At 68.5% G+C, this 22912-nt stretch carries 17 protein-coding genes; 9 read left to right on the forward strand and 8 right to left on the reverse strand.

The features are described 5' to 3' along the window. Nucleotides 1-5 precede the first annotated feature (5 nt). Together QOZ81_RS03430 and QOZ81_RS03435 are read right to left on the reverse strand one after the other, a co-directional pair. Nucleotides 6-1859: a tetratricopeptide repeat protein gene (locus tag QOZ81_RS03430; RefSeq protein WP_291201613.1), complete on the reverse strand. Its 1854-nt coding sequence runs from the start codon at nt 1857-1859 to the stop codon at nt 6-8. A gap of 36 nt (nt 1860-1895) precedes the next feature. After that, on the reverse strand, nt 1896-3746 hold the full coding sequence (locus tag QOZ81_RS03435) for a phosphoenolpyruvate carboxykinase (GTP) (RefSeq protein ID WP_291201610.1): 1851 nt from the start codon (nt 3744-3746) through the stop codon (nt 1896-1898). Nucleotides 3747-3922: 176 nt separating this feature from the next. Between QOZ81_RS03435 and QOZ81_RS03440 the strand changes: the two genes are divergently transcribed. The 8 genes from QOZ81_RS03440 (at nt 3923) to QOZ81_RS03475 (ending at nt 14486) form a co-directional block, all read left to right on the forward strand. Then, the gene (locus tag QOZ81_RS03440; RefSeq protein ID WP_291201607.1) at nt 3923-4444 is read left to right on the forward strand and encodes a tetratricopeptide repeat protein; all 522 of its coding nucleotides are present in this window, start codon (nt 3923-3925) and stop codon (nt 4442-4444) included. A 138-nt stretch (nt 4445-4582) separates the two neighbouring features. Beyond that, complete coding sequence (locus QOZ81_RS03445; protein WP_291207560.1) at nt 4583-5416, forward strand: PstS family phosphate ABC transporter substrate-binding protein; 834 nt, start codon at nt 4583-4585, stop codon at nt 5414-5416. A gap of 4 nt (nt 5417-5420) precedes the next feature. Continuing rightward, nucleotides 5421-7514: a hybrid sensor histidine kinase/response regulator gene (locus QOZ81_RS03450; RefSeq protein WP_291201604.1), complete on the forward strand. Its 2094-nt coding sequence runs from the start codon at nt 5421-5423 to the stop codon at nt 7512-7514. Between the two features lie 40 nt (nt 7515-7554). Beyond that, nucleotides 7555-8364, forward strand: coding sequence for an MqnA/MqnD/SBP family protein (locus QOZ81_RS03455; protein ID WP_291201601.1), 810 nt, complete (start codon nt 7555-7557; stop codon nt 8362-8364). 223 nt (nt 8365-8587) lie between these two features. Beyond that, nucleotides 8588-9088: an NADH-quinone oxidoreductase subunit NuoE family protein gene (locus QOZ81_RS03460; protein ID WP_291201598.1), complete on the forward strand. Its 501-nt coding sequence runs from the start codon at nt 8588-8590 to the stop codon at nt 9086-9088. 14 nt (nt 9089-9102) lie between these two features. Next, nucleotides 9103-12144 (forward strand): NADH-ubiquinone oxidoreductase-F iron-sulfur binding region domain-containing protein, encoded by a 3042-nt coding sequence (locus QOZ81_RS03465; RefSeq protein ID WP_291201595.1) that lies wholly within the window; start codon nt 9103-9105, stop codon nt 12142-12144. Nucleotides 12145-12221: 77 nt separating this feature from the next. Continuing rightward, entirely contained in the window at nt 12222-13997 is a 1776-nt protein-coding gene (locus QOZ81_RS03470; RefSeq protein WP_291201592.1) for an NADH-dependent [FeFe] hydrogenase, group A6, read from the forward strand. A gap of 54 nt (nt 13998-14051) precedes the next feature. Then, nucleotides 14052-14486, forward strand: coding sequence for an AtaL-like protein (locus QOZ81_RS03475; protein WP_291201589.1), 435 nt, complete (start codon nt 14052-14054; stop codon nt 14484-14486). On the opposite strand, the gene QOZ81_RS03480 is transcribed toward QOZ81_RS03475, so the two are convergent. Then, nucleotides 14483-15577: a S1C family serine protease gene (locus tag QOZ81_RS03480; RefSeq protein WP_291201586.1), complete on the reverse strand. Its 1095-nt coding sequence runs from the start codon at nt 15575-15577 to the stop codon at nt 14483-14485. The genes QOZ81_RS03475 and QOZ81_RS03480 overlap by 4 nt on opposite strands. 175 nt (nt 15578-15752) lie before the next feature. Between QOZ81_RS03480 and QOZ81_RS03485 the strand changes: the two genes are divergently transcribed. Continuing rightward, nucleotides 15753-16211 (forward strand): Hsp20/alpha crystallin family protein, encoded by a 459-nt coding sequence (locus tag QOZ81_RS03485; RefSeq protein WP_291201583.1) that lies wholly within the window; start codon nt 15753-15755, stop codon nt 16209-16211. Between the two features lie 61 nt (nt 16212-16272). Here QOZ81_RS03485 and QOZ81_RS03490 read toward each other — a convergent pair whose 3' ends face one another. The 5 genes from QOZ81_RS03490 to QOZ81_RS03510 all read right to left on the reverse strand — a co-directional run bounded on the left by QOZ81_RS03490 (nt 16273) and on the right by QOZ81_RS03510 (nt 22873). Next, nucleotides 16273-17463 (reverse strand): FG-GAP repeat domain-containing protein, encoded by a 1191-nt coding sequence (locus QOZ81_RS03490; protein ID WP_291201580.1) that lies wholly within the window; start codon nt 17461-17463, stop codon nt 16273-16275. A 102-nt stretch (nt 17464-17565) separates the two neighbouring features. Beyond that, nucleotides 17566-18924, reverse strand: a complete 1359-nt coding sequence (locus tag QOZ81_RS03495; RefSeq protein WP_291201577.1) for an acyclic terpene utilization AtuA family protein — start codon at nt 18922-18924, stop codon at nt 17566-17568. 26 nt (nt 18925-18950) lie between these two features. Further along, nucleotides 18951-20333, reverse strand: coding sequence for a 1-acyl-sn-glycerol-3-phosphate acyltransferase (locus QOZ81_RS03500; protein WP_291201574.1), 1383 nt, complete (start codon nt 20331-20333; stop codon nt 18951-18953). A gap of 42 nt (nt 20334-20375) precedes the next feature. Further along, nucleotides 20376-21638 carry an ABC transporter permease gene (locus QOZ81_RS03505; RefSeq protein WP_291201571.1) on the reverse strand — a complete coding sequence of 421 codons (1263 nt, stop codon included), beginning with the start codon at nt 21636-21638 and terminating at the stop codon, nt 20376-20378. Further along, a complete protein-coding gene (locus QOZ81_RS03510; protein WP_291201569.1) occupies nt 21635-22873 on the reverse strand; it encodes an efflux RND transporter periplasmic adaptor subunit in 1239 nt (412 codons plus the stop codon). The genes QOZ81_RS03505 and QOZ81_RS03510 overlap by 4 nt, the downstream gene beginning before the upstream one ends. Nucleotides 22874-22912 lie beyond the last annotated feature (39 nt).

The following is a 22912-nucleotide window of genomic DNA, read 5'->3' on the forward strand; positions in this document are numbered from 1 at the left end:
GCCCCTCAGGCCTGGGATGTCTCGTCCAACTCCTTGAGAAGGCCGCGGATCTGGTTCTTCACACCCTTGGCCTGGCTCTCGTTGAGGTCCCCGGCTTCGGCATCCAGGCCTTCGGTCAGGAGGGCCCTGGCCTGGTCCCGCTCTCCCAGGCCCACCAGGGCGGCCCCGAGCTGGAAGTGGTTGATGAGGGTGGGTTCCTTCTCGATGAGGGGATCCAGCAGATCCAGCACCTCCTGGTGGCGCTTCAGGGCCAGCAGGTACTGGCCCAGCAGAGTGCGGGCGCGGGGCTCCAGGCCCGGCAGGGGATGGGTGTGGAGCCGGCGGACCTCAGCCAGGTCCTGGACCGTGATCTCCCCGTTCATGAGCCGGTAGGCCAGCCGCATGAGGGCCGCCTCCCACGCGCCGGTGCTCTTGGGATGCCGGGAGAGGAAGGCATCCAGGGCCTTGGTGATCTCGGGTTCCCGCTTCTGCTCCATGAGGTGTTCGAGGACCAGCCGCAGGGCCAGGAAGCAGAGCCGGGGATGGTGGTCGGAGCAGGCGAACTTCAGGGCCGCCTTCATCTGGCCCTCGGGGTCCTTCTGGAAGGCCAGGCGGAGCTCGAGCCATTCGGAGCGCTGGCTCCGGCCCTTGCGGCGGGCCCGCTTGAGCAGCACCTCGGCGCCTTCGGTCTGGTTCTCGTCCAGCAGCGTCTCCACCTCGTCCAGCATGAGCTGGGTGCCGGCCTTGCCATCCCGGGCCTCCCGCAGCTGGGGGTGGCTCTCGGCGTCCAGCATGAGCAGGAGGTGGGGATCGCCGGGGTTCTGCATGAGGAGTTCCTGGAGGATCGCGAAGGCCTTGGGGCGCTCGTCCTGCAGGAGGTAGGCCTCGGCCAGGGCTTCCCGCACGTGCAGGTCGCCGGGCAGGTAGGCGCTGGCCTCCTTGAGGGCGGGCACGGCCATGGCGCTCTCGCCGCGGGCCACGTGGACCTGGCCCAGCAGCAGGAGCGTCTCACCGTCCTTGCGCCGCGCCACCGCCTCCTGGGCCGCCTCCAGGGCGCCCTGCAGGTCGTCCTGGTCGAGCAACAGCTCTGCCAGCAGCATGCGGGGCTCGGGGTCCTCGGGGCGCAGGTCCGCGGCCTGGTGCAGGGCCTCGATGGCCTGGTCGGCATGTTCCGGGAGTTCCTGCAGCAGCTTGCCCAGCAGCATCCAGGCTTCGAAGTGGCGGGGGCTCAGGCCCACGACCTTGCGGGCGAGCACCTCGGCCTCCTCGAAGTTCTGCGAGGCCTCGTGCAGGGAAGCCGCCGTGAAGAGCAGCTCGTAGTTCTTGGGGTCCAGGGGCAGGGCCTGACCCAGGCGCTGGGCGGCGCCGGGCAGGTCGGCGGCCTCCAGCAGGGCTGTGGTTTCCAGCAGGGCCCGCTTGAGCTGGGCCATGGACTTGGGCCGGGCGATGGGCAGGATGCGGGCCCGGTAGCGGGTGAACAGCTCCCGGGCGCTGATGAGGTGCAGGTTCTCCTCGACGAGGCTCTCCCAGCGCTCGGAGAAGGCGTGGGCATCCAGCTGGCGGTTGTGCTCCATCTCCTGCACCAGGGCCATGAGGCCGTTGCGCAGCATGACCTCGCTGCGCTCCAGCTTGCCCAGCTGGTCCGAGACGGTCTCCAGGTAGGTCTCCACCCGGCGGAGGGTCTCCTCCAGCCCCGTGATGCGCTCCAGCAGGTGCTCTTCCAGATCCTCGCCGCCGTCGGACTCGTCGGGCTCGTCCTCCCAGGTCTGGTCCCCGGCCAGGATGAGGAGACGCGTGCCGCACTTCAGGCAGGTCTCCCGATCCCCGGGGTTCCAGGCAAGGCAGTTCTGGCAGAAGGAACCCGGGAGATCGTTGGCCATGGTTCCAGGATAGAGGGGAACCGTCGCGCGGGGAGGCTACTTGTCGGAGGCGGGCTGCTCCCCGCTGGGGTGGCTGCGCCTCAGGGCGGCCTGGAGGAGCTGGCCCATGGCCGGGAATTCCGCGGGCAGGCGGTCGGTGAGCTTCTCGAACAGCTCCTCGTGGAGCAGCATCTCCTGGCGCCATTCGTCGCCATCCACCTTCATCACGGCCTGGAACTCGGCGGGGCCGAAACCGGGCATCCCGCGGAGCTCGAGATCCTCCTCCAGCGGCATCCAGCCCAGGGGCCCTTCCACGGCCCGGGCTCGGCCCTGGACGCGTTCCACCACCCACTTCAGCACGCGCATGTTCTCGGAATAGCCCGGCCACAGGAACTTGCCGTCGGGGCCCTTGCGGAACCAGTTCACGCAGAAGATCTGGGGAGGGTGGGCGACCGCGTGGCCCATCTGGAGCCAGTGGTTGAAGTAGTCGCCCATGTGGTAGCCGCAGAAGGGCAGCATGGCCATGGGATCGCGGCGCACCGCGCCGATGGCGCCCGCGGCTGCGGCGGTGGTCTCGCTGCCGATGGTGGAGGCCATGTAGACGCCGAAGGCCCAGCTCACGGGCTGGAACACCAGGGGCACCGTGGTGGCGCGGCGGCCGCCGAAGAGCATGGCGCTGATGGGCACGCCTGCGGGATCCTCCCAGGCCTCATCGATGCACGGGCACTGGCGGGCTGGCGCCGTGAAGCGGGCATTGGCGTGGGCCGCGGGCTTGCCGCTGGTCTTGTCGTGGGGTTGCCCCTGCCAGTTGATGAGGCCATCGGGCGCCTCGTCCGTCATGCCTTCCCACCACACGTCGCCATCGGGGGTGAGGGCCACGTTGGTGAAGATGGTGTTCTGCTCGATGGCGAGCATGGCATTGGGGTTGGACTTCATGCCCGTGCCCGGCGCCACGCCGAAGAAGCCGGCCTCGGGATTGATGGCGCGGAGGCGGCCATCGGGGCCTGGCTTGATCCAGGCGATGTCGTCGCCCACGGTGGTGATCTTGAAGTCCTTCAGGGCCTCGGGCGTGCGGAGCATGGCGAAGTTGGTCTTCCCGCAGGCGCTGGGGAAGGCGGCGGCCACGTAGGTCTTGGGCATGCCGGGGCCTTCCACGCCGAGGATCAGCATGTGCTCCGCAAGCCAGCCCTCCTCCCTGGCCATGGCGCTGGCGATGCGCAGGGCGAAGCACTTCTTCCCCAGCAGGGCGTTGCCGCCGTAGCCGCTGCCGAAGCTCCAGATGCTGCGCTCCTCGGGGAAGTGGACGATGTACTTCTCCTGGTTGCAGGGCCAGGGAACGTCCCTCTGGCCCGCAAGCAGGGGCATGCCGACGGAGTGCAGGGCCGGCACGAAGTCGCCATCGCCGAGCGCGTCCCAGACCCGCCTGCCCATGCGGGTCATGATCTTCATGTTCACGGCCACATAGGGCGAGTCCGACAGCTCCACGCCGATCTGGGCGATGGGGCTGCCCAGGGGGCCCATGCTGAAGGGGATCACGTAGAGCGTCCGGCCCTGCATGCAGCCCCGGAACAGGTCCTGGAGGATCCCCTTCATCTTGTCGGGGTCCTCCCAGTTGTTGTTGGGGCCCGCGTCTTCCTTGATCCTGGAGCAGATGAAGGTGCGGTCCTCCACGCGGGCCACGTCGGTGGGATCGCTCCAGGCCAGGTAGCTGTTGGGGCGCTTCGCCGGATTGAGGGGGCGGAAGGTGCCTCCCTCCACCAGCCTGCCGCACAGGTGCTCGAACTCCTCGCCGCTGCCGTCGCACCAGTGGATGTCCTTGGGCTGGCAGAGTTCGATGACTTCCTCCAGCCAGCCGAGGAACTTCTGGTTCGTGACGAAGGAGGGTTTGTTGAGAAGGGCTGTGTCCATGTCGGGACCCTCGTGGAAAAGACGCAAGCCATGGTATGCCCAGATGTTGTGGTCTTGGCAAGATAAGATGATGAGCTGGTTGTTTTTGCTATCCCGGGGCTGCCGGGCGGTCCAGATTGAACAATCGTCCCTGCCGCTTCCTGAAGGTTTTATCCTGTTGGCGTCGAGGTTGACCAATGAGCGACGCGCAAGATCGGCAGGACAAACGGCAGGAGGCCATGGAGTGGGTGGGGAAGGCCTACCAGCTCCACATGAAGGGGGAGGTGGAGAAGGCCATCGGCCTCTACACCAAGTCCATCGAGATCTGCCCCACGGCGGAGGCCTACACCTTCCGCGGGTGGGCCCGCTCCTTTGAGAAGGACTACGCCGCCGCCATCGAGGACTGCCACCGCGCCATCGACCTGGATCCCGAGTTCGGCAACCCCTACAACGACATCGGCGCCTACTACGTGGAGCAGAACGAGCCCGACGAGGCGATCCCCTGGCTGCGCATGGCCCTGAAGGCCCAGCGGTACGAGAGCTACTGCTTCCCCCACTTCAACCTGGGCCGCGTCTTCGAGGCCAAGGGCCAGCTGGACAAGGCCCTCGAGCACTTCCGCCACGCCCTGGAGGAGAATCCCCGCTACGCCCTCGCCGCCAAGGCCGTGGATCGCGTGAAGGGCAAGCTCGCGGCGCGGAATCCCGAAGCCATCAGCTGAGCGGGGCTCCCGTGGCGCCCATTCCAGGCGACCTCCCGGGGGCGTGAAATTGTCGGCAGACATTGCCTGACCAACCAATCCGCTTTGGGTTGGTAGGATGGCGGTCGATCAGAAATTCGAGGAGGGGAGGGCTTGCCGATGCGAAAAACCAGCGCCTGGACCGTCCTGTTCCTGCTTTGTACCGCTTGGTCTGCATCGGCCCAGGTGACCGACACCATCCGCGTCAACGGCTCCGGCAGCGCCATGAGCATGCTGAAGCCGCTGGCGGAGGCGTACCAGCACTCGAACCGGCACGTCGAGATCGTTGCCGGCAAGCCTCTGGGCAGTTCCGGCGCCCTGAAGGCCCTGCTCGCAGGTGCCATCGACATCGCCGTGAGCAGCAAGCCCCTCTCGGCCGAGGATTCCGCCAAGGGGGCCCGGCTCTTCCCCTATGGCAAAACACCGCTGGCCCTCGTCGCGGAGAAGGAGGTTCCGGCCACCGACCTGAACTCCGCGCAACTGGAGGACATCTTCGCCGGGCGGATGACCCGATGGGGTCAGGGGCCCGCCCTCCGGCTGGTCCTGCGCCCGGAAGGGGATGTCGACACGCAGCTCCTCCGCGGCTTCTCCCCCGCCATGAACCAGGCAGTCTCCCTGGCCCAGGCGCGACCCGGGATGCTCGTGGCCGTGACGGACCCCGAGGCCACGGCCCTGATCTCCCGGACCCAGGGCGGATTCGGCGTGGCCGGTCTGGCCAGCGTCCTGGAGGATGGCTTCCCCCTGAAGGTCCTCACGCTGAATGGCATCAGCCCGACCACGGCCGCGCTGGCCGGCGGGACCTACCCCCTGGTCAAGGACATCCACATCGTGATCGCAGGCGGGACGACTCCGGCGGCCATGGCCTTCATCACCTTCATCTACTCGAAACAGGGCCGCGCACTGGCCCAGAAGGCGGGGGTCTGGGTCACGGCCTCGGCCACCCCCGCGCGATGACCCCATGACTAGCGACTCGGTCCAGCGGCGCACGCGCCTGATCGTCTGGGGCATCTCCGGGCTGGTCACGGTGCTGGTGCCGCTGCTGTTCTTCATGGGGTCGCACCAGTACTTGCGGGGCGTCATGGCGGCCCGCACCGAGCTGCGGGCCCGGGAAGTGTCCCAGCTCATCGCGGCCAATCCCACGATGTGGCGGTTCGAGGAACTGAGGCTGACGGAACTGCTGGAACGGGGGGTGGCGGAGGACCGCTCCGAATCGGTGGAGCTCGTGGGTAACGATGGCACGCTGATCGCGCGCAAGGGCCGCGCCAACGGGGCCCTGCAGGCCACGCATCTGCACGACATCTACGACGCGGGGGAAGTCGTCGGCCGCCTGCGGGCCAGCTACTCGCTCAAGCCGCTCCTGCTCAAGACCCTGGTGGTGGCCCTGGGCTCGCTGGCCTTCGCATTCCTGGTGATCCTCGTATTCCGGAGGCTCACGCTGCGGGAGGTCCAGGAATCCGCCAGCGCGCTGAAGGAGAGCGAACAGAAGTACCGCTCGCTCTACGGCTCCATGAAGGAAGGCCTCGCCATCCACAGCGTGGTGCCAGGGGAGTCGGGAGCCGGGCCGGCACTGACCATCCTGGACGCGAATCCCAACTGCCTCGCCATGTTCGGCCTGGACCGGAAGGCCATCCAGGGGGACGACAGCTTCGCCATCTTCGGCGCGGGGCTCCTGGAGCATCGGGCCGAGCTGATGGCGCTGCAGGGGACCGAGGGCATCGCCTCGTTCGAACTGGCGGTCCCCGGCCTGGCCAGGCATTTCCTCGTACAGGCCTTCTCGCCCGTCCAGGGCCAGATCGCCACGCTCTTTGAGGACATCACCCAGCGGAAGCAGTCGGAGAACGAGCGCCTGAACCTGGAGCGCCAGCTGCTGCACGCCCAGAAGCTCGAGAGCCTGGGCATCCTGTCCGGCGGCATCGCCCATGACTTCAACAACCTGCTGGCCGCGCTCCAGGGCTTCCTCAACCTGGCCCAGATCCAGCTGGATCCGGGCTCCCCCGCCCTCCGGCACCTGGACGCCATGGAGCAGGTCCTCCAGCGTGCCGCGGATCTCACACGCCAGATGCTGGCCTACTCGGGGCGGGGGCGGTTCATCGTCCAGCCCCACGCCCTGAACCAGATCATCCAGGGCATGAACGACCTCGTGAAGGTCACCGTCTCCAAGAAGATCACCCTGCGCTTCGATCTCGCCCTGGGTCTGTCCCCCATCGAAGCGGACGCCGCCCAGGTCCAGCAGGTGATCCTGAATCTCCTGGCCAATGCCTCGGAGGCCATGGGGGGGCTGGAGGGCGCCATCCACGTCGTCACCCGGGCCGCCCAGCTGGGGCCGGATGACATCGCGGGTGAGTTCCGGGGCCAGGATCTCGAGCCCGGCCCCTACGTGGTCCTCGAGGTCAGTGACACCGGTTGCGGGATGAGCCCCGAGGTGCAGGCCAGGATCTTCGACCCCTTCTACACCACCAAGACCACGGGCCGGGGTCTCGGCCTGTCGGCGATCCTAGGGATCCTGCGGGGGCATCGTGCCGGGATGCAGATCGACAGCTGGCCCGGCCAGGGCACGCGTTTCCGCATCTACTTCCGGGCCTCGGCGCAGCCTCTGGCGGTCAAGGGAATGAAGCCGCGGCCGCCCAGGACCAGGCTCCAGGGCAGCGTACTGCTGGTGGATGACGAGGAGATGATCGTGTCGTCGGTCTCCGACATGCTGGAGAGCATGGGACTCCGGGTCCACGTCGCCCGGGATGGCCGCCAGGCGGTGGCCCTGTTCCAGAAGGAGGGCGCAAACCTGGATCTGGTTCTGATGGACATCACCATGCCGCACATGGACGGCCTCGAGGCCTTCCGGCAGATCCACCTGCTGGACCCCCGCAAGCCCGTGATCCTCAGCAGCGGCTACACCGAGCACGAATCCATCCATGACGGGATCGGCGAGCAGGCCGCGGGCTTCCTCCAGAAGCCCTACTCGATCCACGACCTGTACGCGATGGTCACCTCCCACCTGGGTGGGCGGTCCCGGGAACGACCGGTGGAACCGACCCAGGGGACCCTCCCGTTCTGAATCCACCCGATCTGTGCTGAACTGGACGGCGAGGATCGCCATGAAGCTCACCATCGCCCACAGCCCGGACTCCGACGACGCCTACATGATGGCCCCCCTGGCCCTGGGCTGGATGGAGCCGGATGGTTTCGAGATCGAGTTCATCCGCAAGGACATCGAGCAGCTGAATGCGGAAGCCACGGAGGGCCGGTACGACGTCACCGCCATCAGCTTCGGCGCCTACCCCGAGCTGCGGGACCGCTATGACCTGCTGACGGCCGGCAGCAGCATCCAGGAGGGCACCGGACCCCTGGTGGTGAGCCGCACGCCCCTGGACGTGGCGGCCCTGAAGAGCCTCACCATCGCCATCCCGGGCCGCCGCACCTCGGCCTACCTGTCCATGCGGAAGTGGTGCGCGGAGCACGGCTTCGAGCCCGAGGTCGAGCTGCTGCCCTTCGACCAGATCCTGCCGGCGGTCGTCGAGGGCCGCTTCGAGGCAGGCCTGCTCATCCACGAGAGCCAGCTCATGTACCACGACGCGGGCCTGCGCCTGGTGGTGGATCTGGGCGCCTGGTGGAAGCACGCCTACGACCTGCCCCTGCCCATGGGCGGGAACGCCATCCGCAAGGATCTGCCCGCCGAGGTGAAGCAGCGCTTCGCCGTGCTCATGCGCAAGAGCGTCGAGCTGGCCCGCGAGCGCCACTGGGAGAGCGTGGACTACAGCCAGTCCTTCGGCCGGGGCATGGACCGCGAGATGATCGGCCGCTACGTGAACGCCTGGGTGAACGACTTCACCGTGGATCCCGGACCCCGCGGCCGCCAGGCCGTGAGGCTGCTGCTGGGGCTCGATCCCGTCTGGATCCAGGGCTGAAACAGCTCCGCCAGAGAATGCTCTGATCACCCACCCGGTGGTCCGTTGAACTGTTGTTGACTCATAGGTTGTTTTTGACTGAGGATGGGGCGCGCCCTCGTCCCGGCATGTTCCGAGCCTGAGCCCAGGGTGATTCAAGGTGAATTGGTTTCCAGGTTCTTGATGCGGGACTGAGTCGCACAAACCCGAGGTCGACCACTCCCGCCCCTTCATCGGAGGGTGCATGAGCGGCTGTGGTGTGTGTTCCTGCGGAGGCGCGGCCAGCGAGGCGGACCTGAGTCTGCGCCTGGACGAGACCATTCAGCAGTACCAGGCAGTGCCTGGCGGGCTCATTCCCGTGCTGCAGATCGCCCAGGGCATCTACGGCCACCTGCCCGAACCGGCCCTTCTGCGCATCTGCTCGGGGCTGAACAAGTCCTACAGCGAGGTGGCGGGCGTGGTGAGCTTCTACAGCTTCTTCTCCACGGAGCCCCGGGGGCGCCACACCATCCGCGTGTGCCTCGGCACGGCCTGCTACGTGCGTGGTGCCAACCGGGTGCTGGCGGGCCTCAAGCAGGCGCTGGGCATCGAGGTGGGCCAGACCACGCCCAACCTCCAGTTCACGCTCGAGGTGGCGCGCTGCCTGGGCGCCTGCGGCATCGCCCCGGCCTGCATGGTGGACAGCGTGGTCCACCAGAGCATCAAGCCCAACCAGATCGCCTCGATCCTCCAGTCCTACGAGTAAGCGGGGAGGCCGCCATGACGCGAATCCAGGCCCTTCATCTCTGTTCCGGCGCCGGCTGCGTGGCCGCAGGCGCGGTGCCGCTGGCCACGGCCCTCCGCGAAGCGCTGCACAGGCGCGGCCTCGACGTGAGGATCGTGGAGACCGGCTGCCTGGGCCCCTGCGCCGGTGGGCCGGTGCTGCTCTGCGAACCCGAGGGCATCCTGTACCAGAAGATCGACCTGGCCGACGTGGACGAGATCGTCGAGCGCACGGTGGAGCGGGGCGAGGTCATCGAGCGGCTGACCTGGCGCAAGGCCGACACCGGCGAGGCCATGGCCCGGGTCACGGACAACCCCTTCTTCCAGCGGCAGGTGAAGATCGCCCTCCGGAACTGCGGGGTGATCGACCCCGTGAGCATCGACGATGCCATCGCCCACCAGGGCTACGAGGCCCTCAAGAAGGTCCTGCACGGCATGTCCAGCGAGGACGTCATCGCCGAGGTCAAGGCCTCGGGGCTGCGCGGGCGCGGCGGGGCGGGCTTCCTCACGGCGCTCAAGTGGGAGCTGTGCCGCCGTTCCCCGGGCGACGTGAAATACGTGCTCTGCAACGGCGACGAGGGGGACCCCGGCGCCTTCATGGATCGCAGCATCCTGGAGGGCGATCCCCACAGCGTCATCGAGGCCATGGCCATCGCGGGCTACGCCATCGGCGCGGGGCAGGGCTATGCCTATGTCCGGGCGGAATATCCCCTGGCCGTGGAGCGCCTGGAGATCGCCATCCAGCAGGCGCGGCAGCGCGGCTTCCTGGGCACGGACATCCTGGGCAGCGGGTTCTCCTTCGATCTGGAGATCCGCATGGGATCGGGCGCCTTCGTCTGCGGCGAGGAGACGGCGCTCATGACCTCCATCGAGGGCAAGCGCGGCGAGCCGCGCCCCCGGCCGCCCTTCCCGGCCCAGGCCGGGCTCTGGGGCAAGCCCAGCATGCTGAACAACGTGGAGACCTACGCGAACATCCCCGCCATCATCCTGCGCGGGGCCGCCTGGTATGCGAGCTTCGGCACCGGGCAATCCAAGGGCACGAAGGTCTTCGCCCTGGCCGGCACCGTGCGCAACACCGGCCTGGTGGAGATCCCCATCGGCACGCCGCTGGGCGACATCATCTACGAGCTGGGCGGCGGCATCCCCAACGGCAAGAAGTTCAAGGCCGCGCAGCTGGGCGGCCCATCGGGGGGCTGCATCCCCGTGCAGCACCTGAACGTGCCCGTGGACTACGAAGCCCTGCAGGATCTGGGCGCGATCATGGGATCGGGCGGCCTCATCGTCATGGACGAGGACACCTGCATGGTGGACATGGCGCGCTTCTTCCTCGACTTCGTGCAGGACGAATCCTGCGGGAAATGCCCGCCCTGCCGCATCGGCAGCAGGCGGATGCTGGAGATCGTGGATCGCATCTGCACCGGCAAGGGCGAAGAGGGCGACATCGAGAAGCTGGAGGAGCTGGGCCGCATCATCCGCGAGACCTCGCTCTGCGGCCTGGGCCAGACGGCGCCCAACCCGGTGCTGTCCACCATCCGCCACTTCCGCGCCGAGTACGAGGCCCACATCCACGACAAGCGCTGCCCCGCGGGCGTGTGTCCCGAGCTGGTGCGGGCGCCGTGCCAGAGCGCGTGCCCGGCCAACGTGGACGTGCCGGGCTTCATCTCCCTGGTGGGCCAGGGCCGCATCGCCGAGGCCCTGCGCCTGCACCGCGAGCGCAATCCCTTCGCGGCCGTCTGCGCCCGGGTCTGCTTCCACACCTGCGAGGACAAGTGCCGCCGGGGCATGGTGGACGAGGCCCTCTCCATCCGCGGCATCAAGCGCTTCATGGTGGACGAGGAAGCCACCATGCAGCATCCCGAGGTCCGGATCAGCGAGACGAATGCCAAGCGTAAGGTGGCCATCATCGGCGCCGGTCCCGCGGGCCTCTCCTGCGCGTACTTCCTGGCGCGCCTGGGCTACAAGCCCCACGTCTTCGAGGCGGAATCGCGTCCCGGCGGCATGCCCGTCCAGACCATTCCCGCCTACCGTCTGCCGCGGGAGATCCTCTCCCAGGAAGTCCGCATGATCGAGCGGCTGGGCGTGCGCATCGAGACCGACCGGCGGCTGGGCCTGGACTTCAGCCTCCAAGACCTGCGGGACCGCGGCTTCGAGGCCGTCTTCCTGGGCGTGGGCGCGCCCCTGGGCCAGCACCTGGGGATTCCGGGCGAAGAGGCCGCGGGCGTCGACGACGCCATCCGCTTCCTGCGGGAATACAACATCCGCGGTTCCGTGCCCGTGGGGCAGCAGGTGGTGGTCATCGGAGGCGGCAATGCGGCCATCGACACCGCCCGTACGGCCATCCGCCTGGGGGCTGAGTCCGTGACCGTGCTCTACCGCCGCACGCGGGAGGAGATGCCCGCCTACGCCGAGGAGATCGAAGAGGCCGAGCACGAAGGCGTGAAGATCCGGGTGCTCACGGCGCCCTTGGAGATCCTCACCTGGGATGGCCTGGTGACGGGCGTGTCCTGCCAGGCCATGGTCCTGGGCGAGTTCGACGGCAGCGGCCGCCGCCGCCCCAAGGCGGGACCGGACGCGCCCTTCGTGGTGCCGGCCGATCAGGTCATCACCGCCATCGGCCAGCGGCTGGAGCCGTCGACGGTGCTGGGCGGCCTGAAGGTGGACCTCAACCGCGACGGCTTCATCGCCGCCGACCCCTACACAGGGCGCACCTCCCTCGACTGGCTCTACAGCGGCGGCGATGCCGTGTCCGGGCCATCTTCGGTGGTGGAGGCCGTGGCCGGGGGCGAGCGTGCGGCGGTGGCCATCGACGCCCAGTTCACGGGCGCCGAGCATGCCTTCTGGCAGAAGGAGAAGGCCTGTGCGGTCCCCTTCGATCCCAATGCGGAGCCCGTGCGCCATCCGCGCGCCCACATGGAACTGCTGCCCGTGGAGCGCCGCCGGGAGAACTTCAGCGAAGTGGAGCAGTCCTGGACCGAACAGGTCGCCGTCTGCGAAGCCAAGCGCTGCCTGAGGTGCGACTACCGGGAATCCGGGGACTGAGCGCCGATGCGTGAGGCCACGTCATTCCCCCACCACAGATCTGCCGTTCCTTCCTTTTCCCGAACCAGGGGACTTCGATGATCAAGCTCACCATCGACCACAGTGAAGTGAGGGTGCCCGAGGGCACGACGGTGCTCAATGCGGCCAGGCAGGCGGGCATCCGCATTCCGTCCCTCTGCTACCTGGAAGGCGTCCACGTGGTGGGCGGCTGCCGGGTCTGCCTGGTGGAAGTCGAAGGGGCCAAGGCCCTGCAGGCCTCCTGCTCCATGCCGGCCTCGGAGGGCCTGCGGATCCGCACCAGCACGCCCAAGGTGCGGGCCGCCCGCCGCACGGTGATGGAGCTCCTGCTGTCGGACCACGAGGGCGACTGCCAGACCTGCGGGCGCTCCACCGATTGCGAATTCCTGGCGGTGGCGCGGGACCTGGACATCCGCGACCTGCATTTTACGGGCGCCAAGCACCACCGCCTCGTGGACGAAAGCACGCCGGCCCTGGTCCGCGACTCGGCCAAGTGCATCATGTGCCGCCGCTGCATCACCGTCTGCGGCGAGCTCCAGGCCACGGGGGCGCTGTGGGCCCAGGACCGGGGCTTCGAGTGTGTGGCGGCCCCGGCCTTCGGCCAGAACCTCGACCGGGTGGCCTGCGTGCAGTGCGGCCAGTGCGCGGCGGTCTGTCCCACGGCGGCCATCACGGAACGGGACCACATCGAGCGCGTCTGGGAGGCCCTGGGCGACCCCACCAAGCACGTCGTCGTGCAGACGGCCCCCGCCATCCGCGCGGGCCTGGGCGAGTGCTTCGGCCTGCCTCCGGGCACCCTGGTCACGGGCCGCATGGCGGCGGCCCTGCGCCGGCTGGGCTTCGATGGCGTCTTCGACACGAACTTCGCCGCGGATCTCACGATCCTGGAAGAGGGCACCGAGCTGCTCATGCGGCTGAAGGAGGCCCTGGTGGAGCAGAAGCCCGTGGCCCTGCCCCAGTTCACCAGCTGCTGCCCCGGCTGGATCAAGTTCGCGGAGTACTTCCACCCGGACCTGCTGCCGAACCTGTCCACGGCCAAGTCCCCCCAGCAGATGTTCGGGGCCCTGGCCAAGACCTACTACGCCCAGTCCATCGGCCGGCGCCCCGAAGACATCTACGTGGTGTCGGTGATGCCCTGCACGGCCAAGAAATTCGAGGCCCAGCGTCCCGAGATGAACGGCAGCGGCTTCCAGGACGTGGACGCGGTGCTCACCACGCGTGAACTAGGGCGCATGATCACTCAGTCCGGCCTGGATTTCACGGCCCTGCCCGACGAGGCCATGGACCAGCCCCTGGGCATGAGCTCCGGCGCGGCGGACATCTTCGCCAACACCGGCGGCGTCATGGAGGCCGCCCTCCGCACGGTCTGGTGCGTGGTCACCGGCACGCCGTTCCCCTTCGAGAAGCTGCACGTGGCGCCCATCGAGGGGATGGAGGGCGTGAAGGAGATGGCCATCACCATTCCCGACGCGGTGCCCGAGTGGGCCTTCCTGAAGGGGCAGACCCTGAAGGTGGCCGTCGCCCATGGGCTGGCCAACGCCGACCGCCTCATCGAGCAGGTGCAGTCCGGCGAGAAGGCCTACCACTTCATCGAGGTGATGTCGTGCTCCGGCGGGTGCATCGGGGGCGGCGGGCAGCCCCGCTTCACCACCAACGAGGTGCGCCGCGAGCGCATGAAGGCCATCTTCGCCGAGGACGAGGGCAAGCCCGTGCGGATGTCCCACGACAACCCGGCCATCGCGGCCCTCTACCGCGACTTCCTGGGCGTCCCCCTCGGGGAGACGTCCCACCACCTGCTGCACACCCACTACGAGCCGCGGGGCGTCCACCACTGAACTGGCGGAGCGGGGCGGTTGGGCGTAGCCTTGGGTCCCCGCCCCGGATGCCCCATGCCCACCCATCGTGTCAGCAGCCCCGTGGATGCCTCCCCGGACACGGTCTGGGCGGTGCTGCTCGACAAGATGGAACATCCCCAGCGCTACATCGAGGACGCCCTGGACGCGGAGATCCTGGACCGGGACGATGGTTCCGTGGTCCGCCAGCTGGTGCTGCCGGGGGGCGTCTCCTTCTGCGAGCACATCGCCTCCGACGCCGCGGCGCGCACCATCACCTTCACCCTGCTGGACCACCCGGTCTACGAAGGAACGGTCGTCAACCTGCTCCAGGTGAGCCCGGCGGGTGGCGTCGAGCTGGTCTTCGAGCTCGACTGGCGGGTGCGCCTCGGGTGCGAGGACATCCGGGATCCCGAGGAGCTGCCGGGATTGATCCGCAGCTCGGTGATGCACACCAGGCGCATCGCCGAGGCTCTGGAGAATCGCGGCTAGTCTCTCGCCGCCTCAAGGCGGAGCGGGATCCGGAGCTTCCGGCCCTCGCGCAGCACCTCCAGGTCCACGGTGCCGCCCAGGGGCAGGGCCTCGACGGCATCCAGGAGCGCATCCCAGTCCTCCACCGGCCGGCCGTTGACGCCCTGGACGAGGTCGCCCGGGAGGACGCGGCGCCCCTCGGCGCCCACACCCTGGAGTCCGGCCTTGGCGGCGGCCCCGCCGCGGACCACCCGGCCCACCATCACGCCTTTCTGGGGACCGAAGGCCCGCTCCACGAGGCGCGGGGCCACGGGCTCGAAGCCCAGGTCCGGCCGCTCCAGGCGGCCCCGGGCGATGAGCTGGGGCACCACGCGGTTGACGGTGTCCACGGGCACCGCGAAGCCGATGCCGGCGCTGGCGCCGCTGGGGCTCTGGATGGCGGTGTTCACGCCGATGAGGCGCCCGGCGCTGTCCAGCAGCGGACCGCCGCTGTTGCCGGGGTTGATGGCCGCATCGGTCTGGATGACGCCGGCGATGCGCCGCCGCGTGACGCTCTGGATCTCCCGGCCGAGCGCTGAAACCACGCCGGTGGTGAGGGTCTGGTCCAGACCGAAGGGATTGCCGATGGCCAGCACGGTCTGGCCCACCTGCAGGTCGGCGCTGGTGCCGATGGGGATGGGCCGCAGCTTCGGGGGCGTCTTGGCCAGCAGCAGCACCGCCAGGTCCTTGTCCGGTGCGCCGCCCACGTAGGCGGCCTCGTGGCGGCTACCGTCCGCCAGAGTGATGTAGGCCCGCGCCGCGCCCTGGATGACGTGGAAATTGGTGACCACATGCCCCTGGTCATCCCAGATGAAGCCGGTGCCGGAACCCGCGGGCACCTCCACCACGTCGAGGCCGAAGAAGTCGCGGCTCCGTTCTTCCGTGGTGGTGATGTAGACCACGCTGGGAGCGGCCTCCTTGAAGCGCCGGATGGGCACCTGCTCCCACTCGGGGAGGGCGCCGCGGGGCTCCACCGCCCGCGGCTTCGCCAGGCTGGGGGTGAGCGCGTGGCCGCACCAGCCGGCGAGGATGCCCGCCAGCAGCAAACCGACGATCAGCATGCTCCGTCGCATGAAACCTCCAGGGCGGCCCCCAATCTACCCAGCCGTTGAAAAGTGTCAAGAGGTGTCATTCAAGGAGTTAACGAAAAAATCGAACCCCTCTTGACACATGATAAGTAAACACTAAGATTTTATTCGGCAACGGAAGCATAGCGTTTCCGTTCTCCATTTCCCAAAGGAGGACTTCATGAGCATCCTGCGAACCCGCACCCCCCAGGCCGTTCCGGCCACGGCCGCGTCCCTGGAGCCCTTCCGTCTCATGCGCGACTTCCTGCGCTGGGACCCGCTCCTGGACTACGGACCGGGCGCCCCCACCGCCTTCATGCCCAGCTTCGACGTGAAGGAAATCCCGGACGCCTACCAGTTCAGGGCGGACCTGCCCGGCATCCTGGAGGCCGACCTGGAGATCAGCCTCGAAGGCTCCCGCCTGACCGTCGCCGGCAAGCGCGAGGAGGAAGCGCCCAAGGAAGGTGAGCGCATCCACCTCTCAGAGCGCAGCCACGGCCGCTTCAGCCGCACCTTCACCCTTCCCGAAGACGTGGAAGGCGAGAAGGTGGTGGCCGAGCTCCGCAACGGCGTCCTGACCCTCATGGTGCCCAAGCGTCCCGAGGTGCGGCCCCGCAAGATCAACGTCAGTTTGGGGTGATATTCACCCGGGACCCGTTCCCTGCGCCAGAAAAGCCCCGGGATCCGGGGCTTTTTGGGCGTCAGTTGTAGAAGAAGTTCGGTGGCCCGAAGGTGCCCGGCGTGGTGCCGCTGTTGAGGCGCACCACGATGTCGCCATCGGCCAGCACCAGGTCCGGGTGGCCGTCCCCATCCATGTCGGCAATGGCCACGCCCATGGGGCCCCAGGTGCCGCGGTAGTTGACGGCGGCCAGGAAGACGCCGGGCGTGGCGGCGGCCGGCGGGGTCTGGAGGAAGACGGACACGGCGCCGGGATCGCCCGGCAGGCCCTCACAGGCCACGGCGATGTCGGGCTTGCCGTCGCCGTTGAGATCACCCACGGCCAGGGCCACGGCCCGGTAGGCGGTGGCGTAGTGCACCGGCGCGGCGAAGGTGCCGGGCGCGCCCTGGATCAGCACGCTCAGGCCCTGGCCGTCGGGGTTCGTGGCCGCGCCGAAGTTGGCGGTGAGCAGGTCGAGCTTGCCGTCGCCGTCGACGTCCGCGGCCCGGATGGCGACCGGCTGGATGCCCGTGGCGTAGTCCACGGCTGGAGCGAAGGTCCCGGCACTGGTCTGGAGGAGCACGGAGACCGCATTGGCGGTGGTGGCCACGGCGATGTCGGCCAGGCCGTTCCCGTCGAGATCCGCCACCGTCACGGCCTGGGCATCGCCCCCCACGGCGTAGGCCACCGGCGGATTGAAGGTGCCCGTCGCGGTCTGGGTGAAGACCAGCACACTGTTGGCGCCACTGGCGGCCACGACGATGTCCATCCGGCCGTCGCCGTTCAAGTCGCCCACGGCCACGTCCAGAGGGGTCCGACCGGGCGTCGGGAGCAGGATGGCCGGCAGGAAGAAGCCCGCCTTGGCGGGGTCGGCCAGCCGCACGCTGACGGTCTGGTCATCGGCATTGGCCACCACGAGATCCGGCCGCCCATCGCCATTGACGTCCTGCACCACCAGGTTGGCGGGACCCCTCCCCACGCCGAAGCGGGTGGGCAACACGAAGGCGCCCGCCGAGGACTGGAGCCGCGTGGACACATAGCCCTGGGTGGAGGCACCGCCAACCTCGGTGGACACCAGGCCGAGGATGTCGGGCAGCCCGTTGGCATCGATGTCCGCCACGGCGATGGCGTTCACCAGGTAGCTGGAGGAGGGGCCGTAGCTGTCCGAACTGGAGCAGCCCAGCAGGGCGAGGATGCCGATGGATCCGAGGAGAAGCCGGGTGCGGATGGTCATGGGGAACTCCGTGAACCTGTCAGGAAGAAAAGTTGGGAGGTTGGAGGAGGCAACGCAAGGGTGCAGGAATTGGACCCCCGCGCACCCGTTCAGGTTGAAGGATCAGATTTCCTCGACTGTCACGCCCCATGTGACGAGTTCCCGGGGCAGCAGGGCGGGCCAGTAGGCCACGATCTCCTGGGCCTTTGGACGCCCCCCGGCGAATCCTGTGACGCCCGCCGGGCCCGCCGTCACCAGGGGCGCGATCTCCCGGCCGAAGCGCTCGACCTTCCGACGATCCGGATCCTTCACGCTGAGACGCAGCACGATCTCGGCGGGATCCGCCGGAACCGGGGCGATGCCCGCATGGACCGTGCTGGCGCCCAGGAACTCGGCATCGGTGTGCTCGTATTCGAACCCCGCAGCCTGCAGGCGCTTCCAGACGATGTCGGCGCAGAGCCGGGCCTTTTCGAGGGCCCGGGGGCCGCTGAGCGTCAGCTGGCCGGTGGCCTTGTAGCCCTTCAGGTAGGCGCCGCTCACCTTGAGGAAGGGCGTTCGGGGCCGGCCCTGGATGCCGCTCACGCGGACCCGGTCGGGTCCGGCCTGTTCGAGGTGGATGGAGGTGAAATCGGCCACCACGTCCGGCGTGATGTAGTGGCGCGGATCCCCCATCTCGTAGACCAGCTGCTCGCTCACGGTGTCCACCGTGACCATGCCGCCGGTACCCGCATGCTTGGTCACCACGAAGGAGCCATCCTCCGAGCACTCGGCAATGGGATAGCCCACGTTCCAGAGCTCGGGCACCTCCCACCAGCGGGTGAAGTTGCCCCCGGTGCTCTGGGCACCGCACTCGAGGATGTGCCCGGCCACGGTGCCGGCGGCGAGCCGGTCCCAGTCGTCGGCTGCCCACTGGAACTCGTGGATCAGGGGCGCCAGGGTGAGACCCGGATCCGTGCAGCGGCCGGTGAGCACGATGTCGGCGCCGGTCTCCAGCGCCTCCACCATGGCCTGGGTCTGGAGGTAGACGTTGGCGCTGAGGATCTCGCGCGGCGCATCGAAGAGGCCCTCGTCCGTGTCCATGTTCGCCAACTTCAGGCCCTGGGCCTGGAACTCGGGCAGGCGCGCCAGCACGTCATCGCCGGTCACCGTGGCGATCTTCAGGCCGGTGACGCCGAGCTGCTTCGCCACTTCCAGCACCGCCGTCCGGCAGGCTTCGGGGTTCACGCCGCCGGCATTGGCCACCACGCGGATGCCCTTGGCCTTGAGCTGGGGGAGCACCCGCTTCATGAGGTCCACGAAATCCGTCGCGTAGCCCAGCTGGGGATCCTTGCGCCGCTGCTTCTGCATGATGGAGAGGGTGACCTCCGCCAGGTAGTCCAGGGTCAGGTAGTCGATGCCCCCGGCCTCCACCAGGCGCACCGGGGCATCGATGCTGTCGCCCCAGAAGCCTTGGCCATTGGCGATGCGGACGAGCTTGGACATGGAGACTCCGGGGGGAATTCACCAGTCTAGTGCGTCCGGATCTTTTCCAGCAGGTGGTCCACGCCATGGGCGTAGTAGTCCAGCAGGGGCGCCTTGTGGGGTGGCAGCACCAGGTGGCCGTCCTCCAGCACGAGGATGCGCCGCAGGAGGAGCACGCGCAGGCCCACGTCGAAGGCCCGCTGGTACGAGCCCCGGGGCAGATAGAGCGGCAGGCCCCGCGCCTGGGCGGCCGCGAACACCTCGAGCAGGTGGTCGCGCAGCTGAGCCCGGCCCGGGGCGGGATCGTCCATGCTGCGATAGGTCCAGGCGACGGCCGCCACGGGCGTGATGGGCACCTCCTCGCCCACGGCCCGGGCCAGGGAATCGGCGAAGGCCTCCAGCAGAGGTTTCCGGGCTTCCCAGTCCAGGGCGCGCAGGTCGGCGCCTTCCAGCGCGGCCCGGGCATGGATGGGCTGGCCGAAGTTCACCACCGCGTAGCCGAAGCGGTGGAAGCGGCGGGTGGCGCCGCGCCAGACCAGGCCCAGCAGCCAGAGGGAGGTCCGCCGGATGAGCGCCAGGGGGCTGCGCCGCGGCTTGCCCAGGGACTCGCGCACCAGGTTGCTGTCCTCCACCACCCGGTCGTAGTTGATGCCCACGGGAATGAAGACCAGATCCTTCGCGCCGGCGCGGAGCATGTAGTCCAGCAGGCCCAGCTTGGGGGCCTGCAGCCGCCCATCGCGGCTGAGGCCACCTTCGATGAAGATGCCCTGGGTGGTGCCCTGGGCCACGGCCCGCTGCACGTAGCGCTCCAGCACGGCGTGGTAGAGCGGATCGCGGAAGCGCCGTCGCACGAAGAAGGACCCGAAGCTGCGGAAGAGGCGCTCCAGCGGCCAGACCCGCGCCCACTCGCCCACGGCGTAGGAGATGGACACGCGGTTGGCCAGCAGGAAGGCCACCAGCAGGTAGTCCGCGTTGCTGCGGTGGTTCATCACATAGACCACGGACGCGTCTCGGGGGATGCGGTTCAGGGCGGCCTCGGCGCTGCGGCCGATGCGCACGCGGTAGCAGGTGCGCAGCAGCCAGCCCGCGAGGCTCTTGCCGAACGTGTAGGTGGTGATGAGGTTGAAATTGGGGATGATCTCGTCGAGGTAGAGGCTCACGTCGGCCAGCAGGCTGGCCTCGTCCCGACCCGAGGTCGCGGCCTGTTCCGCGATCCGCGTCCGGAGCTCGGGATCGGCCAGCAGGTCCAGCTTGAGCCGCTGCTTCCGCGTGACGGTGACCGGGTTCAGCCGGAAGCCCAGCTCCCGCCGGGTCCGCAGGGCGTGGCGCCAGGACCAGCGGCGCAGGGCCCGGCGGAGGATCCGGCGGAGCAGGATCAGCACCACCAGCCCCGCCGCGGCGAGGAGCCACCATCCATGTTTGGAAATCATGGGTGGGAGTATGACTCGATCCGCCCGCAATGGGGAGTTGCGCTACTCGTAGCGGAGCGCCTCGATCGGATCCAGCTTGCTGGCCTTGGCGGCGGGGTAGAGACCGAAGGTGAGACCCACGATGGCGGGCACGAGGAAGGCGGCGCCGATGGCCCAAGTGGGGACGCTGCCCAGGTGCTTCAGGAGCATCTGGCTGAGGAGGCTGCCGAGGCTCAGGCCCAGGGCCAGGCCGATCACGCCGCCCACCAGGCAGAGCACCATGGCCTCGATGAGGAACTGCATGAGGATGTTCCGGCGCCGCGCGCCCAGGGCCTTGCGGATGCCGATCTCACGGGTGCGCTCGGTGACGCTCACCAGCATGATGTTCATGACGCCGATGCCGCCCACCAGCAGGCTGATGGAGACCATGCCGCCGGCCGCGAGCATGAGGCTGCCGGTCAGCTTCTCCACCATCTCTACCTGCTTCTTGTTAGTGGTGAGGTCGAAGTTGTCGGGGTCGTCGCCGCGGAGGCCCCGGGACCGCCGGAGGCTGGACCGGAGCAGCTCCTCCGCCTCGGCCAGCGACATCTTCGGGTCCATCTGCAGCCGATAGCTGATGTTGTCCAGCATCCAGGGCTGCATGAACTCCTTGAAGCTGCCGAAGGGGATGAACACCTCGTTGTCCGTGCCCCATATGGCCTCGTCATCCTGGGGGACCATGGGAATGTCGCCCTGCTTCTTGAGGATCCCCACAATCTCCGCGGTCTGCCCGTTGATGGTGAAGGTCCGGTCGATGCCATGCTCCAGCCCCAGCTCGCTGGCGATCTTGGAGCCAAGGATCACCACCGGGGCGCGGGTGCTGCGGTCGGTGGCGGTGAAGGCGCGACCCTCGGCGAGTTCGAGGTTGGCCAGGTCCAGCCCCTCTTCCCCGATGGCATGCATGTAGATCCGGCGGGTGACGTCCCCGGCCTTGGCCATGTTGCGGCCCCAGATGTAGGTATCGGGCGAGGCCAGGCGAAGCTCGGGCACCATCTCCTTCAGGTCGCGGATGGTCTCGTCGTTGAGGGGCTGCCGCCGGATCTTCTTGCCCTGCCGCCAGGCCTGCTGGGACATTCCGGGGCTGAGGAAGAAGGTGAGGCTGCCCTCCTTGTTCACGTCCGCCATGATGCGGGCCTCAAGGCTCTTGGTGAGGTTCACCACCGTGATGACCGAGGCCACGCCGATGATGATGCCCAGCGTGGTCAGCACGGATCGCATGCGGTGGGCCCAGATGCTGCCCAGGGCCGCGTGGAGCTGCTCCCGTGCCGGGCCCGACCAGGAGATCACTTGGCGGCTCCCGGACCCTCGGTGGCCTTGGCCAGCTTGACCTTCCTGCCCTGGGCCAAGGCGCCTAGGCCCTTGGGGGGGCCGCTGATGATCTGCTCACCCTCTTTGAGACCTTCCAGCACCTCCGCGGCCCGGCGGGTGGTGGCGCCCAGGCGCAGGACGCGCTCCTCGGCCGCATCCCCCTTGAGCACGTAGACGGTGCTGCGGCTGCGGGCCATGAGCCCCAGGCCTCCGCTGCGGTCCTCGCGCTCCAGGATGGCCTGCAGCGGCACCGCCACCACCTGCTTCACCTCGTTGGCCAGCACTGCCACCCGGGCGCTCATGCCCGGGCGCAGCCGGTCCAGGTCCTCGGCCCGGCCAGCCAGCTGGATGCGAACCTTGTAGTTCTGGGCTTCCTGGTTGGAGGTAGACGACTGGTTCGGGAGCCGGTCGGAGCTGGTGGCCACGTTCACGACGCAGCCCTGGAAGACCATGCCGGGAATGGCGTCGACCTGGATCTCCGCGGGCTGGCCCAGCTTGAGCTTGGCCACCTCCAGCTCGCTGATCTTGCACTCCGCCAGGAGCTGCGACATGTCCGAGATGACCATCAGGATGGCGCTGGCGATGTTGGTCTGGCCGGCGATGGCGGTCTCGCCCTTCTCGGCCTTCAGCCCAGTGATCCGCCCCGCCATGGGCGCGCGCAGCTCGGTCTTGTCGAGCGCGTCCTGGGCCAGGGCCACCTGGGACTGGGCCTGCTGCACCGCCACCTTGGCCCGCTGGAGGGTGATGTCGGCGTTGTCATTGGCCAGCTTCGCCTCCTGGTGCTGATCCAGAGAGATGAGCCCCTGGTCGAACAGGGCCTGCTGGCGCCGGAAGGCGCCCGACACCTTGCGGAACGTCGCCTCGGCGGTGTCCTGGTCCTGCCGCGCCATGCGGAGGCTCAGTTCGGCACGGTTGAGGTCCTGCCTGAAGCGCTCCTGGTCGAGCGTGACCAGCAGGTCGCCGGCCTTCACCATCTGGCCGTCCTTGACGTGGATGGCCTTGATCTCGCCCGTGACGGTGGTGCCGACGTTCACGCGGCTCAGGGCCTGGATCTCGCCGTTGGCGGTGACGCTGTCCTTGATGTCCTGGCGCTTGATGGGCTCGACGGTGTAGAGGATCTCGACGTCACCGCCGCGGCCGAAGACCTTCCAGCCGCCGAGACTTGCCAGCAGAAGTGTGGCTGCACCGAGGACATACCATCTCTTTCGTTTCATGCACCACCCATGGGAGGGGCCCTGGTAAGGAATCGACCA

The sequence above is a fragment of the Geothrix sp. genome (assembly GCF_030219325.1).
Taxonomy (GTDB): domain Bacteria; phylum Acidobacteriota; class Holophagae; order Holophagales; family Holophagaceae; genus Geothrix.

Excerpts from the sequence above, each read along its gene's own strand:
- QOZ81_RS03430 (WP_291201613.1), bottom strand. The coding sequence starts at position 1,859 with ATGGCCAACGATCTCCCGGGTTCCTTCTGCCAGAACTGCCTTGCCTGG.
- QOZ81_RS03455 (WP_291201601.1), top strand. The coding sequence starts at position 7,555 with ATGAAGCTCACCATCGCCCACAGCCCGGACTCCGACGACGCCTACATG.
- QOZ81_RS03500 (WP_291201574.1), bottom strand. The coding sequence starts at position 20,333 with ATGATTTCCAAACATGGATGGTGGCTCCTCGCCGCGGCGGGGCTGGTG.
- QOZ81_RS03460 (WP_291201598.1), top strand. The coding sequence starts at position 8,588 with ATGAGCGGCTGTGGTGTGTGTTCCTGCGGAGGCGCGGCCAGCGAGGCG.
- QOZ81_RS03440 (WP_291201607.1), top strand. The coding sequence starts at position 3,923 with ATGAGCGACGCGCAAGATCGGCAGGACAAACGGCAGGAGGCCATGGAG.
- QOZ81_RS03470 (WP_291201592.1), top strand. The coding sequence starts at position 12,222 with ATGATCAAGCTCACCATCGACCACAGTGAAGTGAGGGTGCCCGAGGGC.
- QOZ81_RS03510 (WP_291201569.1), bottom strand. The coding sequence starts at position 22,873 with ATGAAACGAAAGAGATGGTATGTCCTCGGTGCAGCCACACTTCTGCTG.
- QOZ81_RS03495 (WP_291201577.1), bottom strand. The coding sequence starts at position 18,924 with ATGTCCAAGCTCGTCCGCATCGCCAATGGCCAAGGCTTCTGGGGCGAC.
- QOZ81_RS03450 (WP_291201604.1), top strand. The coding sequence starts at position 5,421 with ATGACTAGCGACTCGGTCCAGCGGCGCACGCGCCTGATCGTCTGGGGC.
- QOZ81_RS03485 (WP_291201583.1), top strand. The coding sequence starts at position 15,753 with ATGAGCATCCTGCGAACCCGCACCCCCCAGGCCGTTCCGGCCACGGCC.
- QOZ81_RS03490 (WP_291201580.1), bottom strand. The coding sequence starts at position 17,463 with ATGACCATCCGCACCCGGCTTCTCCTCGGATCCATCGGCATCCTCGCC.
- QOZ81_RS03435 (WP_291201610.1), bottom strand. The coding sequence starts at position 3,746 with ATGGACACAGCCCTTCTCAACAAACCCTCCTTCGTCACGAACCAGAAG.
- QOZ81_RS03480 (WP_291201586.1), bottom strand. The coding sequence starts at position 15,577 with ATGCGACGGAGCATGCTGATCGTCGGTTTGCTGCTGGCGGGCATCCTC.
- QOZ81_RS03475 (WP_291201589.1), top strand. The coding sequence starts at position 14,052 with ATGCCCACCCATCGTGTCAGCAGCCCCGTGGATGCCTCCCCGGACACG.
- QOZ81_RS03445 (WP_291207560.1), top strand. The coding sequence starts at position 4,583 with ATGCGAAAAACCAGCGCCTGGACCGTCCTGTTCCTGCTTTGTACCGCT.
- QOZ81_RS03465 (WP_291201595.1), top strand. The coding sequence starts at position 9,103 with ATGACGCGAATCCAGGCCCTTCATCTCTGTTCCGGCGCCGGCTGCGTG.